Consider the following 15,150-nt stretch of genomic DNA (forward strand, 5'->3'; position numbering starts at 1 on the left):
GCCTTGTCACGCCTCCGCGGTGAGGCGACGCAGCGCGTCGCGCACCTTCTCCGGATCGGTGGTGCGCCAGAACGGCGGCAGCGAGCTCGCCAGGAACGAGCCGTAACGCGCCGTCACCAGGCGCGGGTCGAGCACCGCGACGACGCCCTTGTCGCTCATGGAGCGCAACAGCCGTCCCGCGCCCTGAGCGAGCAGCAGCGCGGCGTGTGTGGCCGCGACCGCCATGAATCCGTTGCCGCCGGTCGCGGCGACATGCCGCTGCCGGGCGGAGGCCAGCGGGTCGTCGGGGCGGGGGAACGGGATGCGGTCGATGACCACCAGGCTGAGCGAGGGGCCGGGCACGTCCACGCCCTGCCAGAGCGACAGGGTGCCGAACAGGCACGTCGCGGGTTCCGCGGCGAACTGCTTGACCAGCTGGGAGGTCGAGTCGTCGCCCTGGCACAGCAGCGGCACGTCCAGCCTCTCGCGCAGGGCCTCGGTCGCGGCCTTGGCGGCCCGCATGGAGGAGAACAGGCCGAGCGTGCGCCCGCCCGCGGCCTCGATCAGCTCGGTGATCTCGGTGAGGTACTCCTCGGGGAGCCCGTCGCGGCCGGGCTGGGGCAGGTGCTTGGCCACGTAGAGGATGCCGCTGCGCGGATGGTCGAACGGCGAGCCGACGTCCAGGCCGTTCCAGTCGCCTCCGGCCAGGCCCCACTGGCGGGCCATGCCGTCGAACGACCCACCCAGCGCGAGCGTGGCGCTGGTGAGCACGACGGTGCGGTCGCCGAACAGCTTGTCGCGCAACATCCCGCCCACCGACAGCGGCGCCACACGCAGTGTCGGAGGGACGCGGCCGCGCCCCTCGTCCAGCCAGACGACCTCGGCCCGGTCGGCCTCGGATTCGCCGCCGAACGCGTCGAGCATTCGCTGGGCGGTGTCGTGGACCTCGTCGAGCGCGGTGAACGCGGCCTTGCGCAGACCCGCGTTCTCCGGGTCGTCCTTGTCCTTGTTACGCGGCCCCATGGCCGTGATGCAGGCGAAGGCCGCGTCGCGTACCAGGGCGAGGGTGAGGCCCAGCGACTGCGGCAGGTCGTCGACCCGGCCGGGCGGGGCCGCGGTGAGCAGGGACGCCAGATCCTCTCCCGCCTCGTGCAGCCGGTCGGCGAGGCCCTGCTCGATCAGCCTCCCCGCCCGCCGTACGGCGAAGCCCACCGTGGCCTCCGACAGCTCGTCGGTGACGACGGAGGTGACCCGGTCGACGAGCTCGTGGGCCTCGTCGACCACGACCACGTCGTGTTCGGGCAGGACGGCGAAGTCCTCCATGGCGTCGATCGCCAGCAGGGCGTGGTTGGTCACCACCACGTCGGCCTGGCCGGCTCGCTCCCTGGCCAGCTCGGCGAAGCACTCCGCCCCGCTCGGGCAGCGCTGGGCGCCGAGGCACTCCTTGGCATGCACGGAGAACTGCCGCCACGCCTGGTCGCTGACGCCAGGCACGAGCTCGTCGCGGTCGCCCGTCTCGGTCTCCGAGGCCCACTCCTGGATGCGCTGGACCATGCGCCCGGTCGCGCTCACTTCGCGGGGGTCGAAGAGCTGGTCGTCGTCGTCCTCGGGCATGCCCGCGGCCATCTTGTACCGGCACAGGTAGTTGCGGCGGCCCTTGAGGATGGCGAACTCCGGCCGGTGCGGGAGCACGGGCTCCAGGGCGTCGGCGAGGCGGGGCAGGTCGCGGTCGACGAGCTGGCGCTGCAGCGCGATCGTCGCGGTCGACACCACGACGGCGGAGTCGGCCTGCGCGGCGTGCCTGATCGCGGGCACCAGATAGGCGAGCGACTTGCCCGTGCCCGTGCCCGCCTGGACCGCCAGATGCTCGCTCTCGTCGAGCGCGTCACGTACGGCCTGGGCCATCTTGACCTGGCCGGGGCGCTCGGCGCCGCCCAGCCCCGTCACCGCGGTGCTGAGCAGCTCTTCGACAGGAGGAAGATCGTGACGGTCCTTGGGCACGGGAGAACGCTACCCGCTGCCGCCGACATCCGAGCCACGAGCGGCGGGGGACATCCTGGCGTTCCAGGAGCCGGAAATCGTCTCGCATGGCACACTAGGGCTCACGCTCTCAAGGTCAACGACGATCTACCGAGTGGGGGACAAGAGGCCAGGAAAGTCGTTCGGTACCGTTTCCCGAGGTCGAGTAGACGGATAAGGGCAGGTAAAGGCACTATGTCTGTCATGTCGGAAGTTGTCCCATTGCCATCGTTCGGCGAGGTGTTCTTCGATGCCCGCGGCCAAGACCGGGTTCTCCGGGTCACTTGGCACGAGGGGACGCTGGTGCTGAGCCTGTGGCGCGGTGAGATGTGCACCGGGAGTTTCCGGATGCCCATGGACGCCGTGGAGCGCCTGATCGACACCCTCGACGAGGGGTTCGCCGAGGCCGGCGGCCAGTACACCGACGACAACGGCCAGGACCCGGGCACCGGGCCGATGCAGCGCCAGGACGGCGGTTACCCGCAGCAATCCGACTATCCGGCTCACCCCGGCGAGTATCCGGGGACGGGTCAGTACTCGCGGCCGGCCCCCGCCCAGCCTTACCCCGAGCAGCAGCAGTACCCGGATCAGCAGTACGCCGACCAGCAGTACGCCGACCAGCAGTACCCGGATCAGCAGTACGCGGATCAGCAGTACGCCGACCAGCACTACGGCGACCAGCACTATCCCGACCCCCAGTACGCCGATCCGCAGTACGCGGACCAGCAGCACTATCAGGACCAGTACCCGGGTCAGGCGGCGCCGCCGCAGCACCCGGCGGGCGCCAACGACGTGCTGGTCGCGCGCGGCGCGCCCCCGAGGGAGGTGCCCAGGGAGCGGCCGTTCACCGGCGGCCCGGTCCGGCAGGGCCCTCCCGGCTACCCCGCGCAGCAGCAGCCTGGAACGGTCGACCCGAGTGACCCTCTCGGCCTCGGACAGGGCGGCCGGCCGTACCCGCAGCAGGACTACCAGCAGGACTATCCGCCGGACCCCATGTACACCACCGACGAGCGGATGCGTCCGGACCAGCGGCCGGAGCCGGGCGACGATCAGCGCGTCTGGTAACGCTCCACCCCGGTAACGGCGTGCGCCGGCGATAAGTACTCTCATCGCTTGATGGACACTTCCTCCGCGCTGCAACTGCTTCTGCTCCCGGCCGGCGCCCTGGCGATCGCCGGCATCTCACGGCGCCGGGGCTGGCCCGCGCCCCTCCTGCTGGTGATGGCCGGGCTCCTCGTCTCGTTCGTGCCGGGAATGCCCAGCTACGAACTCGACCCGCACATCGTCCTGTCCGTCTTCCTGCCGCCGATGCTGTATTCGACGGCACTCGAGAGCTCTTATCTGCGGCTGCGCGACGTCAAGCAGCCGATCGGGCTGCTCGCCGTGGGACTGGTCCTGTTCACCACGGTCGTCGTCGCACTCGTCGCCCACGCGGTGATCCCGGGGCTTCCACTCGCGGCCGCGTTCGCGCTCGGCGCGATCGTGGCGCCGACGGACGCGGTGTCGGCGATCGCCGTCGGCCGCAAGCTGGGGCTGCCCCGAAGAGTGATCACGATCCTCGTCGGTGAGGGCCTGTTCAACGACGCGACGGCGCTGACCGCCTACCGAGTGGCCGTCGCCGCGGTCGTCGCCGGGGCCACCGCCGACCTGTTCAGCGCCGGCGCCGAGTTCGTCTACTCGGCCGGTGTCGGCGTCGCCTTCGGCCTGGTGATCGCGTCTGCCGTCGGCATGCTGCTGCGCCGGCTCACCGACTCGTTGATCGCCAACGGGGTCTCGCTGCTCGTGCCGTTCGGCGCCTACGTGGCGGCGGAGGCCGTGCACGCCTCCGGCGTGATCTCGGTGGTGGTCGCCGGCCTCTACCTCGGGCACGAGATGAGCCGGACGACGTACGGCACGCGCATCCTGTCCGGAGCGGTGTGGAAGGTGGCCGACCTCGTGCTGGAGTCGGTCGTGTTCGCGCTGATCGGTTTGCAGGTGCGCCCGATCATCATGCGGCTGGCCGACCAGGACCCCGCCCGGGTGGCGTTCTACGCGGTCGTGCTGTTCCTGCTGGTCGTGGTCCTGCGGGCCGTGTGGGTTCCGCTCACCGTGTTCCTGCCACGGCTGTTGCGCAGGGGCCGGGACGACGGCCACGGCGGGTCATGGAAGAAGATCGTGATCACGAGCTGGGCCGGCATGCGCGGCGTGGTCTCCCTCGCGGCCGCGTTCGGTCTCCCGGAGAACTTCCCCCAGCGAAACCTTGTGCTCTTCCTCACGTTCGCCGTGGTCATCGGCACGCTCATCGTCCAGGGCCTGTCGTTCCCCTGGCTGATCAGGAGGATCGGCGTCTCCAACGACTCCGAGCGCTACTCCGACGACCTCGCCGAGGCCGGCGCCCAGCAGGCCGCGGCCGCCGCGGCCCTGGCGCGTCTCGACGAGCTCATCGCCGACGGGGTGCTCGACGTGCACGCCGACGTCGTCGATCAGCTGCGCCTGCGCGCCGAGCGTACGGCGTTGCGGGCGTGGGAGAGGCTGGGCGGCGGCACCGGGGCGAACGGCGAGGAGACGCCCGCCACGGTCTACCGCCGATTGCGCACGGAGATGCTCGCGGCCGAGCGCGAGGTGTTCATCCGGCTGCGAGACGAGCGCAGGATCGACGACGAAGTGCTTCACCGGGTCATGCAGGAGCTCGACTTCGAGGAGGCCACGCTCGAACGAAGCTGAGCGCTCAGGCCAGCGCGTTGTCCACGAAGCACCAGCGCCATTCCTCGCCGGGCTCGAAGGACTGCATCACCGGGTGGCCGACCTGCCTGAAATGCGCGGTGGCGTGCTTTTCCGGGGAGGAGTCGCAGCAGCCCACGTGACCGCAGGACAGGCACTTGCGCAGGTGGACCCAGCGCGTGCCCTGGGCGAGGCACTCCTCGCATCCCTGCGGAGTGCGCGGCTCAGGGTCGACGTCGACGGTGGCGAGATGTTCACAGATCCCCATGAAACAGATGCTAGTCCTGACCGAAACCCCGTTGGGTAGGGTCGGGACATGAGATCCCTCCCGCTCGCCGCCCTCACCGCTGCCTTCGTCATGACGATCTCCGGATGCGCGGCCGCGGACAAGGCGCAGACATGCGTTGAGGCCCCCAAGGTGCTCAGCGACACCATCAGCAAGATCGGAGCCGTCGCCGACGACCCGGAGGCGATGCGCAAAGAGATCTCCGACGGCGCGGCCAGGCTGGACGACCTCGCCGCCAAGGCGGGCGACACCACGCTCAAGGAAGCGCTCGACGGGATGGCGAACACGCTCAAGAACCTCAACGTCGACGACGCCAACGCGGCCGTCGACGCGGCGCAGAAGGTCGCGACCGACGGGGCGAACTACGTGAAGGACGTCGCGCAGGCCTGCCTGTAACCCGGCAAATCCCTAGGGAAAGGGCCGAAATTACGCTGGTCCCATGGATGAGCCGGACCCCAGGTTCACGCTGGCCAACGAACGTACCTTCCTCACCTGGCTGAGCACGTCTCTGACGCTCAGCGCCGCGGGCATCGCGATGGCGGTGGTGCCCCAGGACGTGTTCGTGCCCTGGGTCCGGACACTGCTCGCCGTCGTGCTGGTGTCCCTGTCGCTGGTGGCCGCCGCCAGCGCCTACCCGCGCTGGCGGCGGATCCAGCGGGCGCTGCGCCGCAGCGAACCGCTGCCACCGCCCGCCCTGGCTCCCGTCTTCGGGTACGGCGTGGCCGCCGTGGCGGTGGTCGCGCTCCTGCTGGTCCTGTTCGCCCGATGAGCACGCCGAGCCGGGAGGGCCCCGCCGACGGGCTTCCGGGCGAGCACGGCGCGGAACCGCACGGCCGCGGCCTGCACGGCCCTGAGCGGAGCACCGCCCCTCAGGGTGCCGGCCTGCACAGTGCCGGCCTGCACAGTGCCGGCCTGCACAGTGAGCGCACGCGGCTGGCCTGGGTCAGGACGGCCGCGACTCTCGCTGGGGCCGGCCTCGTCATGGGGGGCACAGGACTGCGCGGCGCGGAGAACCCGGCGCTGCTCGTGCCGTTCGCCCTCGCGGCGCTCAGCGGCGCGGCCCTGCTCCTGCGCACCGGCGCCCGTTACCGGCGGGTCGAGCAGGCGCTCAAGGAGGGCGTGCCGCTCGACGAGACGACCGACGGGCGGCTGGTGTGGGCGGGCGTGTTGTGCGTGGCCGCCGGAGCGCTCGTGCTGGTTCTCACCCGCTGACCGCGCCGGCCCGCCCGGGAACTCGGGCGGGGGAGCGTATTCCGCTCAGGCGCGGGGTTCGGAGCCGGATTCGCCGGCCGCCCGGATGGTTTCGGTGACCTCCGCGTGCCGCTCGGCCTCCTCCTGCGCGAACCGCTCCGCGTCGAGCCTTTCGGCGATCTCCTCGTCCTGGCCCATCAGCGCGTCGAGGCTCTGCCCGGCCATGTCGAGCACCCCCATGTCGGCGTACGCCTCCTGCAGGCGGGGGCTCCACAGGCCGATGTCCTTGACGCAGGGGACGATGCGGCTGAACAGCAGCGAGCGGAAGAGCTGGAGATACTGCGACCGGTCGACGCACTCCATCGCCTCGGCGACCTCCTGCTTGGACAGGCCGAGGTTCTCCCAGGTCTCCTTGCCGCGCAGGCGGTCGCGCATGAGGTAGCAGCCTTCGATGACGAAGTCCTCACGTTCGCGTAGTTCCGTCTCCGACAGGTTCCGGTAGTAGTCGCGCAGCGCCATCCGGCCGAAGGCGACGTGCCGTGCCTCGTCCTGCATCACGTACGCCAGGATCTGCTTGGGCAGCGGCTTGGTCGTGATGTCGCGCATCACCCCGAACGCGGCCAGCGCCAGGCCTTCGATCAGCACCTGCATCCCGAGGTACGGCATGTCCCATCGGGAGTCGCTCAGCGTGCTGTCGAGCAGCGCCTTGAGGTGTGTGTTGATGGGGTAGGCGAGCCCGATCTTCTCCTGGAGGAACCTGGCGTAGGTCTCGGCGTGCCTGGCCTCGTCCATCGTCTGCGTCGCGGCGTAGAACTTGGAGTCGAGGTCGGGCACCGACTCGACGATGCGGGCCGAGCAGATCATCGCGCCCTGCTCGCCGTGGAGGAACTGGGAGAACTGCCAGGCCGCGTTGTGCAGGCGCACGTCCTTGCGCTGCCGGTCGCTCATCCGCTCCCACAGGGGCGTGCCGTAGATCGCGATCGTCTGGTCCGGGATGCCGAGCACGTCGTAGGGGTCGACCTCGATGTCCCAGTCGATCCGCTTGACCGAGTCCCACTGCTTGTCCTTTCCCTTCTGGTAGAGGGCGAGCATGCGGTCCCTGCCGTCGTCGTACTCCCAGGTGAAGCGGGCGGCGCCGGCCATCTCCACGTTCCACGTGGAGAGCTCGGCAGGGATGGTGTAGAGCTCGTGGGTCGACACGGAGCCTCCTCCGACGTACACCGTACGTATCGTTTCGAGCGTGACACGTACGCTGTACGTGCGTCAACGGGTGGGGGAGAATCGCCTCATGCTCAGCCGTACGAGGATCGTCGACGCCGCCATCGCCCTGATCGAGCGTGCGGGCGCCGACGCCGTGTCCATGCGCGGGATCGCCGCCGAGCTGGGTGTCGGTGTCATGTCGCTGTACAACCACGTGCCCAACAAGGCCGCGCTGCTGGACGCGATCTCCGAGAGCGTCCTGTCGCAGATCGAGTTCACCGACGACCCGTCGGCGCACTGGACCGACCGGGTGCGCATGCAGGCGCGGGCGTTCCGGCAGATCGCCCATCACTATCCCCGTTCGACGATGGTCGTCTTCAGCCGGCAGCTCCACTCGACCGCAGGGCTGCTCCCCGTCGAGCGGGCCCTGGCCACCCTGCGCGACGCCGGGTTCGAGGGTGAGGCGGCGGTGCGGATGCTGCGCATGTTCGTCGCCTACATCGTCGGCTCGCTGCTGCGGGAGGTCGGCGTGACGCCCACGTTCGCCCCCGTGCGCGACGAGGCGCTGGTCGAGGTCGACCCCGCGTTGTTCCCCGAGGTGAGCTCGTTGTCGCCGTACCTGACGTCGTGCGACCACGACGAGGAGTTCGAGTTCGGACTGGAACTGCTCGTGCAGGCGATGGCCGTACGGGCGGAAAAGCGTGGCGCCCGGGGGTGACCCCCGGGCGCCACGCGGGAACGTTCCCTTCCCCTGGACGTTCCCGACCTGCTCAGTACCAGTTGTGGGACCGGAAATGGCCCCACGCGCCGCACGGTGAGCCGTACCGGCCCTTGATGTAACGCAGGCCCCATCGGATTTGGGTCTGCGGGTTGAACCGCCAGTCCTCGGCGACGTAGCCCATCTTGCTCCCCGGCAACGCCTGGGGGATTCCGTAGGCACCCGAGCCGGCGTTGTAGGCCCGGTGGTTCCAGTTGCTCTCCCTGGTCCACAGACTGTCGAGGCACTGGAACTGGGTGCTGGGCCAGGCGCGCCTGCTGACGAGACGGAAGGCGTAGGCCTTGCTGGTCGTCTTCGTCGGCACAGGCGCCCTGCGGATCTTCCGGGTGTTCACCGCGACGCGCATCTTCCACGTCGACACGTGAACGCCCTGGCTCGCCGTGGACTGCTCGGCCATCGCCGGTGTGGCGCTCGCGCCACCGATCACGCTTGACGCGATCACGGCCACTGCTGTGCTGCGCAGAACACTGTAACTGTCCAAATCGGTCCTTGTCGTCGGGTCGCGTGCGGAAGGCTGGGCGCGCGTGCGCGCCCGCCGGCCGTACCGCGCCCATGGCGTGGGCGCGGCCGTCCGCTCGGCCTCACCGGATCCAAGACAACTCCCGGCAGGCACCGCGACGGGTCCTTTACGCGGATTGAAGTACGCCGACCCGCCACCTCGGCGGCACCTGGGACACGCGGCGGACGGATCTTTACCGATTCCGTTCCGGGCGGCGGGCGTCTCGCGGGGACGCGATGAAGGCGGCCCGCTTCCGTTGACCGGCGGTTTGGTGATCGTCCAACCCGACGGCAAGGTTGCGGAACGACGTTCTGTATAGTCCCGCCATGAGCCTTCTCGACATTGAAGTGAGCACGCTGGAGGGGACCCCCACCACCCTCCGTGAGCTTCTCGGAGGACGTGCCGCACTCGTCGTCAATGTGGCGTCGCGATGCGGAATGACTCCGCAGTACGCCGGTCTCGTCCGGCTTCAGGACACCTACCGCGACCGCGGCTTCACGGTCGTCGGCGTGCCCTGCAACCAGTTCATGGGCCAGGAGCCCGGCACGCCCGAGGAGATCGCGGAGTTCTGCTCCACGACCTACGGGGTCGACTTCCCGCTGCTGGAGAAGACCGAGGTCAACGGAGACGACAGGCACCCGTTGTACGCCGGGCTCACCGCCGTCGCCGACGCGGACGGCGACGCGGGCGACGTGCAGTGGAACTTCGAGAAGTTCGTCATCGACGCCGGCGGCGAGGTCGTCGCCCGGTTCCGCCCGCGCGTCGAGCCGGAGTCGCCCGAGGTCGTCGGAGCGATCGACAAGGTCATCTCCTAGGACCGCAGCTCGCCCGCACGATGAGTTCGGTGGGCAGCGTGACCGTGCGCGGCCGGCGGCCCTGGCGCAGGACGAGCTCGGCCGCGCGATACCCCACGTCCTGCGCCGGCTGCGCGATCACCGTCAGCGGGGGAGAGCACAACTCGGCCCACGGGACGTCGTCGAACATGATGAGCGAGACGTCCCGTGGGATGCGCACGCCCAGCTCGCGCGCCGCGAGCACCATCGCCTCGCCCAGGATGTTCCCCCCGGTCAGCACCGCCGTCAGGTCGGGACGGCTCTGCAGCAGCCCGGCGGCGGTCGCGTACGCCGAGTCGCGGCTCGCGCGGGCGTGCACGACGAGTTCGGGATCCACGGGCACGCCCAGCGAGGTGAGCGTGTCGGTGAAGGCGGCCACACGCTGGGACTGGCCGTACCGCGCCAGAAATGCGATCTTCCTGTGACCCAGCCCGGCGAGGTACTCCACGGCGATTCCTACTCCCGCGCGGTCGTCGGCGACCACCCCCGGCACGTCCGCGCGCACCTTCCGGTCGGCGAACACGACGTTGAGCCCGGCGCGCAGCGCCGGCGCCCACATCTCCCCGTCTCCCGACGGGACCGCGATGACCCGGTCCATGCTCTGCTCGATGAGCGTGCCGATCAGCTCTGCCTCCCGCTCGGGGTCGTCGCCCGTCACGCCGATCGTCACCGGCTCGCCGTACGAGCGGGCGCACGACAGCACGCCGTCGGTGAGCCTCGCGTAGAAGCTGTCGGTGATGTCGGGGACGAGCAGGCCGATCCCGCCCGTGCGCTGCTGGCGGAGGTTGCGTCCCAGCGCGCTCGGCCGGTAGTCGAGCCGGGCCGCGGCGGCCAGTACCCGTTCCCGCGTCTCCGGGCTGGCCGATCCCCCCGACAGCACGCGGGAGACGGTGGCGACGCCCACCCCCGCCGCCTCCGCGACGTCTTTGATGGTCGTACGGCGTTGCACGATGCTCATGGAAACGATTCCATCATGGTTCCATGTGAGATTCCAGGAAATCTTGACATTAGACGGCTGTTCGGGTGAGATTCGTGAAAACGTATCCAACTGCCCCGTTTTCAGAAGTTCGAAGGACAGGCATGGCTTCAATCGTTCTGACCAACGTCGACAAGATCTACGCGGGTGGGGTCAAGGCCGTGAACGGCCTCAACCTGGAGATCAAAGACGGCGAGTTCATGGTGCTGGTCGGCCCGTCGGGATGTGGCAAGTCCACCGCCCTGCGGATGATCGCCGGCCTTGAGGACATCAGTGGCGGTGAGATCGCCATCGGTGACCGGGTGGTCAACCACCTGCCCCCCAAGGACCGCGACATCGCGATGGTCTTCCAGAACTACGCGTTGTACCCCCACATGACGGTCGAGGAGAACCTCGCCTTCGGTCTCAAGCTGCGCAAGATGCCCAAGGCGGAGATCCAGAAGCGGGTCCAAGAGGCCGCCAGGATGCTCGGTCTCGAGCAGTACCTCAAGCGCAAGCCCGCCGCCCTGTCCGGTGGTCAGCGCCAGCGTGTCGCCATGGGCCGTGCCATCGTCCGCGAGCCGCAGGCGTTCCTCATGGACGAGCCGCTGTCGAACCTCGACGCCAAGCTCCGCGTCTCCATGCGCGCCTCCCTCAACCAGCTCCACGAGCGGCTCGGCGTGACCACGGTCTACGTCACCCACGACCAGGTCGAGGCCATGACCCTCGGCGACCGCGTCTGCGTCCTGCGCGACGGCCTCCTCCAGCAGGTCGACACCCCGCAGAACCTGTTCGACAACCCGGTCAACCTGTTCGTCGCCGGCTTCATGGGCTCCCCGTCGATGAACTTCACCTACGCCGAGCTGACCAAGGACGAGGACGGCGCCGCCGTGTCCTTCGCCAATCACAAGCTGCCGGTCCCCGACTCGACCTTCGCCGAGAAGCCGGGCCTCGACCAGTACATCGGCAAGAAGATCATCCTCGGCATCCGCCCCTCGGACTTCGAGGACTCCGTGGCGGCCAACGGCAACGCCGCCGGCTGGGTGCGCCTGCCGGTCCGCGCGAACGTCACCGAGGAGCTCGGCTCCGAGATCAACGTCCTGTTCACGATCGACGCCCCGCCGGTCGAGCACAAGGACACCGTGGCCGCGCAGCACGACGGCGACGAGGAGGAGGCGGCGGCGCTGCCCCTGAGCGGCGACAAGTCCCTGTGGACCGCCCGCGTCAACGCCCGCAGCCACGTGCGCCCCGGCCAGGACGTCGAGCTCGTCGTCGACACCCACAACCTGCACTTCTTCGACGTCGACTCGGGCCTGTCCATCGGCCACGAGGCCAACGTCGGCAAGTGACCCACCCGCTGCCGGTACGGCGAGGCCTCGCCGTACCGGCAGTGATTGGGTAAACCCCGGAGCGCCGCGGGCGACCGGGAGACCGGGGCGACCTAGCGTCGCGGTCATGGAGGATTCGCGGGACTCAGCCGCGCCCGAGGGCGCCGCCGGACGTCCCGCGCCCCGCCGCCGGCGGCGCAGGATCGCCGCGGCCTGCGGAATCTGCGCGATCGTCCTCACCGCCGGGACCACCGCGGGCGGCTACCACCTGATCGGCTCCTACGAGCGCGAGATCAAACGCATCCCCGGCGCGTTCCCGCCGGAGAACCGGCGCTTCCATACGACCGCCCCCGCGGTGCGCGGGCAGACCTGGCTGGTCGCCGGCGCGGACCGGACCGACCAATGGGGCCCCCGGCCGCAGGCCTCCGAGGCGGTGCTCCTCGTGCGCCTGCCCGCCGACGGCTCCGCCGTACGTGCCCTCTCGCTCCCCAGGGACGTGTCGGTGCCGATCCCCGGGCACGGGCGCGGAAGGATCGGCGCCGCGTTCTCCCTCGGCGGTCCGCCCCTGCTGGTCGAGACCGTCGAGCACGTCATGCGCGTGCGCGTGGACCACTTCGCCATGCTGGACGTCGCCGGGTTCGAGAACGTCATCGACGTGCTCGGCGGCGTCGACGTCGGCGGCTACCACCTGAACGGCCACGCGGCGCTGGGCTACGTCCGCGACCGCGGCAGCGGCGGCGACTTCCTTCGTGCGCTCGCCGCCAGAGTGACCGAGCCCGAGGTGCTGGCCAATCCCTTCCGCATGGACGCGCTGATCCGGGCCTTCACGCGGTCGGTCGGCGTGGACTCCTCAGTGGACCTCGGCAGGCTGGCCGGCGACGTCGCACGGGTTGCGGGGGGCGCGCGAATCGAGATGCTCGGCTCGCACGCCGCACGGAAGGGGCGCGAGCCGGTGCGCCTGCTCGACGTCCCGCAGGCGCGCGCCAGATGGGCCGCGCTGCTGGGCACCAGGTGAAGGTGCGCCCCGTCAGCCGGCCCCGTCCAGGTGCGCGCGTGCGGCACTCACGCGGTCACCACCGCCGCCGGGTGAGTTGTGCGAGGTCACTGACCGGTCGGGCGGGTGCGTAGACGTCCACGCCCTGCATCACGCCGATCAGGATGACGGCGGTCGACCCCGCGACGGCCGCCACGGTGAGCGGCGACGCCCAGCCCAGGGCGACGGTCAGGCCGAGCGACCCGGAGACCGCCGCGGCGACGGTGAGCGCGGACGCGACACCCCGGGCGCCGATCCCTGCCCGCCGGAGCCGGTGGGAGACGTGGTCGGCGCCCCCGATGAGCAGCGGGCGGCCCGCGAGCAGCCGCGACACCAGCACCACCCCGGTGTCGACCACCGCCACGAACGCCGGCAGGAGCAGCCCGGCGCAGATCGTGTCCGGGCCCGCCCCCGTCACGAGCGCGATCGACGAGCACGTCAGGACGAACCCGATGAACAACGAGCCGGAGCCGCCCATGTGCATCCGGGCGGGCGCCCAATTGTGCGTCAGGAACCCGAGGGCCGCACAGGCCAGCGCGAACACCAGCATCGCCAGGGGCGCCTGCGCGCCCACGAGCGCCGAGCCCACGAGGACCACCGCGGTGACGACCGTGACGCCGCCGAGCGCGCCGTCCATGTTGTCGAGCAGGTTGAAGGAGTTGGTGATGACGACGATCCACATCACCGTCACCGGGCCGTCCATCCACTGGCCGGTGAAGGTGATCTGCACGCCGGACGCCACGACCAGGCCCGCCGCCAGTGACTCGGCGATGAGCCGGGTGGCCACGGGCAGCGGCCGGACGTCGTCGACCAGGCCGAGGAAGGCGACCGCGACGGCGGCCACCAGGATCGCGGTCACCCGCCGGTCGGACACGCCCAGCACCGCAAGCACCGGGAGCAGGGTGCCGAGCACGATGGCGAAGCCTCCGAGGAAGGCGATCGGCCGGGCGCGGACGTGGCGGCTCTGCGACCGGTCGGTCAGATCCCATCGCACGGCCAGCCGGCGCAGCGGTCCCATCAGGCCCGCGGTCAGCAGGAAACCCGCGACGCCGGCCGCGAGGGCGAGCGCCGCGGTCACCGGACCGGGGCCAGACCGTCGCGGGCCTCGTCGCGGGGGGCGAAACCGCTTCCTCCTGTGATCAGGCAGGTATTCACCGACTTCTCTCCACTACATGCATGAGACGGGGCGCGGAGATTCGCGCCGATGAAAATTGGCTCCGCCGGTGACGGGCACCTTCACCGGCTGCGGACGCCCGGCCGGGCGAACCCGCGGAGCGACCGGTACAGCGCCTCGGTGTCGGCGACCAGGCGCTCGACGGCGAACGCACGGTTGGTCCATTCGCGGGCGACCTCGCCCATGGTGTGAGCCGTGAGCGGATCGGACAGCAGGCGGACCACGTGATCGGCCAGCTCATCCGCGTCCAGGCCGGACAGCAGGCCGGTGATCCCGTCGCGCACGATCTCGGGCACGCTGCCGACGCGGGTGGACACGACGGGCAGGCCCGCCATCCCGGCCTCGATGAGCGCGAGCGGCGTGCCCTCGTTGTCGGAGGTCAGCACGACGACGTCGGCCGCGGCGTAGACGGTCTCGACGTCGCGCCGCCAGCCGAGCAGGCGGAAGGAGTCCCACATGGGGTGCACACGCCGCTCCACGTCCTCCTTGAGCTCACCGCTGCCGCAGATGAGGAAACGGCAGCTCGGGATGCGCTCCAGGACCGCCGCGGCCGTCTCGACGAGCCGGTCGGGCCGCTTCACCTTGGTGAGCCTGCCGACGTAGGCCACCACCGGGGCGTCGGCGGGAAGGCCGAGGGAGGCGCGCGCCTCGTCCCGGGCGGGCAGCGGGTGCAGCCGCACGCCTGGGGGGATCACCACGTACTGCTCGGGGTGGCCGATGCCGGCCGCCAGCAGGTCGTCGCGCACCTTCGCGCCCCCGGTGACCAGCCGGTCGGACAGCGAGGCGAGGAAACGCTCCGAGCGGGTGTAGATCGAGCGCTTGAACCCGCGGAAGTGGCCCTCGAGGAGGTGGCCGTGGAAGACGTGGACGCGGGCGGCGCCGACTCCGGACATCCTGGCCGCCACCCGCCCGAGGGCGCCCGCCTTGGTCGTACGCGTGTGGACGATGTGGGGAGAGAACTCTCGCATGGCGCCGATCAGCCGCAACAGGGCACGGTAGTCGTCCAGGGGCTTGACGGACCGGCGCAGGCCGGGCACGCGGTACACCGGGACTCGCGTGTCGCGCAGCTGCAGGTGGTCTCCCTCACCGCCGTGGACATAGCCGGTGTACAGGCGATGCTCGAACTCCTCGGCGTTCAGGCGCTCGCACAGACCCGTCACCTGAGTGGCGGGCCC

The 15,150-nt window shown here is 70.5% G+C and carries 16 protein-coding genes; 9 read left to right on the top strand and 7 right to left on the bottom strand.

Annotated elements, in window-relative coordinates; all coding sequences use genetic code 11:
• Window positions 1-6 precede the first annotated feature (6 nt).
• Complete coding sequence (locus tag Pth03_RS14890; protein WP_203944832.1) at window positions 7-1,980, bottom strand: ATP-dependent DNA helicase; 1,974 nt, start codon at window positions 1,978-1,980, stop codon at window positions 7-9.
• Between the two features lie 222 nt (window positions 1,981-2,202).
• On the opposite strand from Pth03_RS14890, the gene Pth03_RS14895 reads away from it, so the two are divergent.
• Both Pth03_RS14895 and Pth03_RS14900 read left to right on the top strand, forming a co-directional pair.
• Window positions 2,203-3,063, top strand: coding sequence for a chromosomal replication initiator protein DnaA (locus Pth03_RS14895; protein ID WP_203944833.1), 861 nt, complete (start codon window positions 2,203-2,205; stop codon window positions 3,061-3,063).
• A 51-nt stretch (window positions 3,064-3,114) separates the two neighbouring features.
• Window positions 3,115-4,701, top strand: a complete 1,587-nt coding sequence (locus tag Pth03_RS14900; protein WP_203944834.1) for a Na+/H+ antiporter — start codon at window positions 3,115-3,117, stop codon at window positions 4,699-4,701.
• 4 nt (window positions 4,702-4,705) lie between these two features.
• Here Pth03_RS14900 and Pth03_RS14905 read toward each other — a convergent pair whose 3' ends face one another.
• On the bottom strand, window positions 4,706-4,966 hold the full coding sequence (locus tag Pth03_RS14905) for a ubiquitin carboxyl-terminal hydrolase 14 (protein WP_203944835.1): 261 nt from the start codon (window positions 4,964-4,966) through the stop codon (window positions 4,706-4,708).
• A gap of 48 nt (window positions 4,967-5,014) precedes the next feature.
• On the opposite strand from Pth03_RS14905, the gene Pth03_RS14910 reads away from it, so the two are divergent.
• From Pth03_RS14910 to Pth03_RS14920, 3 genes are read left to right on the top strand one after another with little or no spacing between them, the layout of a single operon-like run.
• A complete protein-coding gene (locus Pth03_RS14910; RefSeq protein WP_203944836.1) occupies window positions 5,015-5,380 on the top strand; it encodes a DUF8711 family protein in 366 nt (121 codons plus the stop codon).
• A 43-nt stretch (window positions 5,381-5,423) separates the two neighbouring features.
• The gene (locus tag Pth03_RS14915; protein ID WP_203944837.1) at window positions 5,424-5,753 is read left to right on the top strand and encodes a YidH family protein; all 330 of its coding nucleotides are present in this window, start codon (window positions 5,424-5,426) and stop codon (window positions 5,751-5,753) included.
• Window positions 5,750-6,196, top strand: coding sequence for a DUF202 domain-containing protein (locus Pth03_RS14920; RefSeq protein WP_203944838.1), 447 nt, complete (start codon window positions 5,750-5,752; stop codon window positions 6,194-6,196). The genes Pth03_RS14915 and Pth03_RS14920 overlap by 4 nt, the downstream gene beginning before the upstream one ends.
• 45 nt (window positions 6,197-6,241) lie before the next feature.
• Here Pth03_RS14920 and Pth03_RS14925 read toward each other — a convergent pair whose 3' ends face one another.
• Window positions 6,242-7,375 (bottom strand): ferritin-like domain-containing protein, encoded by a 1,134-nt coding sequence (locus tag Pth03_RS14925; RefSeq protein WP_203944839.1) that lies wholly within the window; start codon window positions 7,373-7,375, stop codon window positions 6,242-6,244.
• Window positions 7,376-7,415: 40 nt separating this feature from the next.
• On the opposite strand from Pth03_RS14925, the gene Pth03_RS14930 reads away from it, so the two are divergent.
• Window positions 7,416-8,093, top strand: a complete 678-nt coding sequence (locus Pth03_RS14930; protein ID WP_239119044.1) for a TetR/AcrR family transcriptional regulator C-terminal domain-containing protein — start codon at window positions 7,416-7,418, stop codon at window positions 8,091-8,093.
• Between the two features lie 52 nt (window positions 8,094-8,145).
• On the opposite strand, the gene Pth03_RS14935 is transcribed toward Pth03_RS14930, so the two are convergent.
• Window positions 8,146-8,634: an aggregation-promoting factor C-terminal-like domain-containing protein gene (locus Pth03_RS14935; protein ID WP_203944840.1), complete on the bottom strand. Its 489-nt coding sequence runs from the start codon at window positions 8,632-8,634 to the stop codon at window positions 8,146-8,148.
• A gap of 344 nt (window positions 8,635-8,978) precedes the next feature.
• Here Pth03_RS14935 and Pth03_RS14940 point away from each other — a divergent pair, with 344 nt between their 5' ends.
• Window positions 8,979-9,467: a glutathione peroxidase gene (locus Pth03_RS14940; protein ID WP_203944841.1), complete on the top strand. Its 489-nt coding sequence runs from the start codon at window positions 8,979-8,981 to the stop codon at window positions 9,465-9,467.
• Here the strand turns inward: Pth03_RS14940 and Pth03_RS14945 are convergent.
• Window positions 9,457-10,443, bottom strand: a complete 987-nt coding sequence (locus Pth03_RS14945; protein WP_203944842.1) for a LacI family DNA-binding transcriptional regulator — start codon at window positions 10,441-10,443, stop codon at window positions 9,457-9,459. The two genes, Pth03_RS14940 and Pth03_RS14945, sit on opposite strands and share 11 nt — an antisense overlap.
• A gap of 122 nt (window positions 10,444-10,565) precedes the next feature.
• On the opposite strand from Pth03_RS14945, the gene Pth03_RS14950 reads away from it, so the two are divergent.
• A complete protein-coding gene (locus Pth03_RS14950) occupies window positions 10,566-11,789 on the top strand; it encodes an ABC transporter ATP-binding protein (RefSeq protein WP_203944843.1) in 1,224 nt (407 codons plus the stop codon).
• A 106-nt stretch (window positions 11,790-11,895) separates the two neighbouring features.
• Complete coding sequence (locus Pth03_RS14955) at window positions 11,896-12,783, top strand: LCP family protein (RefSeq protein WP_203944844.1); 888 nt, start codon at window positions 11,896-11,898, stop codon at window positions 12,781-12,783.
• 55 nt (window positions 12,784-12,838) lie between these two features.
• Here the strand turns inward: Pth03_RS14955 and Pth03_RS14960 are convergent, their stop codons facing one another.
• The gene (locus Pth03_RS14960; protein WP_203944845.1) at window positions 12,839-13,879 is read right to left on the bottom strand and encodes an MraY family glycosyltransferase; all 1,041 of its coding nucleotides are present in this window, start codon (window positions 13,877-13,879) and stop codon (window positions 12,839-12,841) included.
• A gap of 158 nt (window positions 13,880-14,037) precedes the next feature.
• A partial coding sequence (locus tag Pth03_RS14965; protein ID WP_203944846.1) for a glycosyltransferase occupies window positions 14,038-15,150 on the bottom strand: 1,113 nt, incomplete at its 5' end.

Origin of the sequence: Planotetraspora thailandica (genome assembly GCF_016863335.1) — a bacterium.
In the GTDB taxonomy this organism is placed as follows: domain Bacteria; phylum Actinomycetota; class Actinomycetes; order Streptosporangiales; family Streptosporangiaceae; genus Planotetraspora; species Planotetraspora thailandica.

Coding starts and splice junctions, on each gene's coding strand:
- Pth03_RS14910 (WP_203944836.1), top strand. CDS start 5,015: ATGAGATCCCTCCCGCTCGCCGCCCTCACCGCTGCCTTCGTCATGACG.
- Pth03_RS14905 (WP_203944835.1), bottom strand. CDS start 4,966: ATGGGGATCTGTGAACATCTCGCCACCGTCGACGTCGACCCTGAGCCG.
- Pth03_RS14895 (WP_203944833.1), top strand. CDS start 2,203: ATGTCGGAAGTTGTCCCATTGCCATCGTTCGGCGAGGTGTTCTTCGAT.
- Pth03_RS14955 (WP_203944844.1), top strand. CDS start 11,896: ATGGAGGATTCGCGGGACTCAGCCGCGCCCGAGGGCGCCGCCGGACGT.
- Pth03_RS14920 (WP_203944838.1), top strand. CDS start 5,750: ATGAGCACGCCGAGCCGGGAGGGCCCCGCCGACGGGCTTCCGGGCGAG.
- Pth03_RS14940 (WP_203944841.1), top strand. CDS start 8,979: ATGAGCCTTCTCGACATTGAAGTGAGCACGCTGGAGGGGACCCCCACC.
- Pth03_RS14945 (WP_203944842.1), bottom strand. CDS start 10,443: ATGAGCATCGTGCAACGCCGTACGACCATCAAAGACGTCGCGGAGGCG.
- Pth03_RS14915 (WP_203944837.1), top strand. CDS start 5,424: ATGGATGAGCCGGACCCCAGGTTCACGCTGGCCAACGAACGTACCTTC.
- Pth03_RS14950 (WP_203944843.1), top strand. CDS start 10,566: ATGGCTTCAATCGTTCTGACCAACGTCGACAAGATCTACGCGGGTGGG.
- Pth03_RS14900 (WP_203944834.1), top strand. CDS start 3,115: ATGGACACTTCCTCCGCGCTGCAACTGCTTCTGCTCCCGGCCGGCGCC.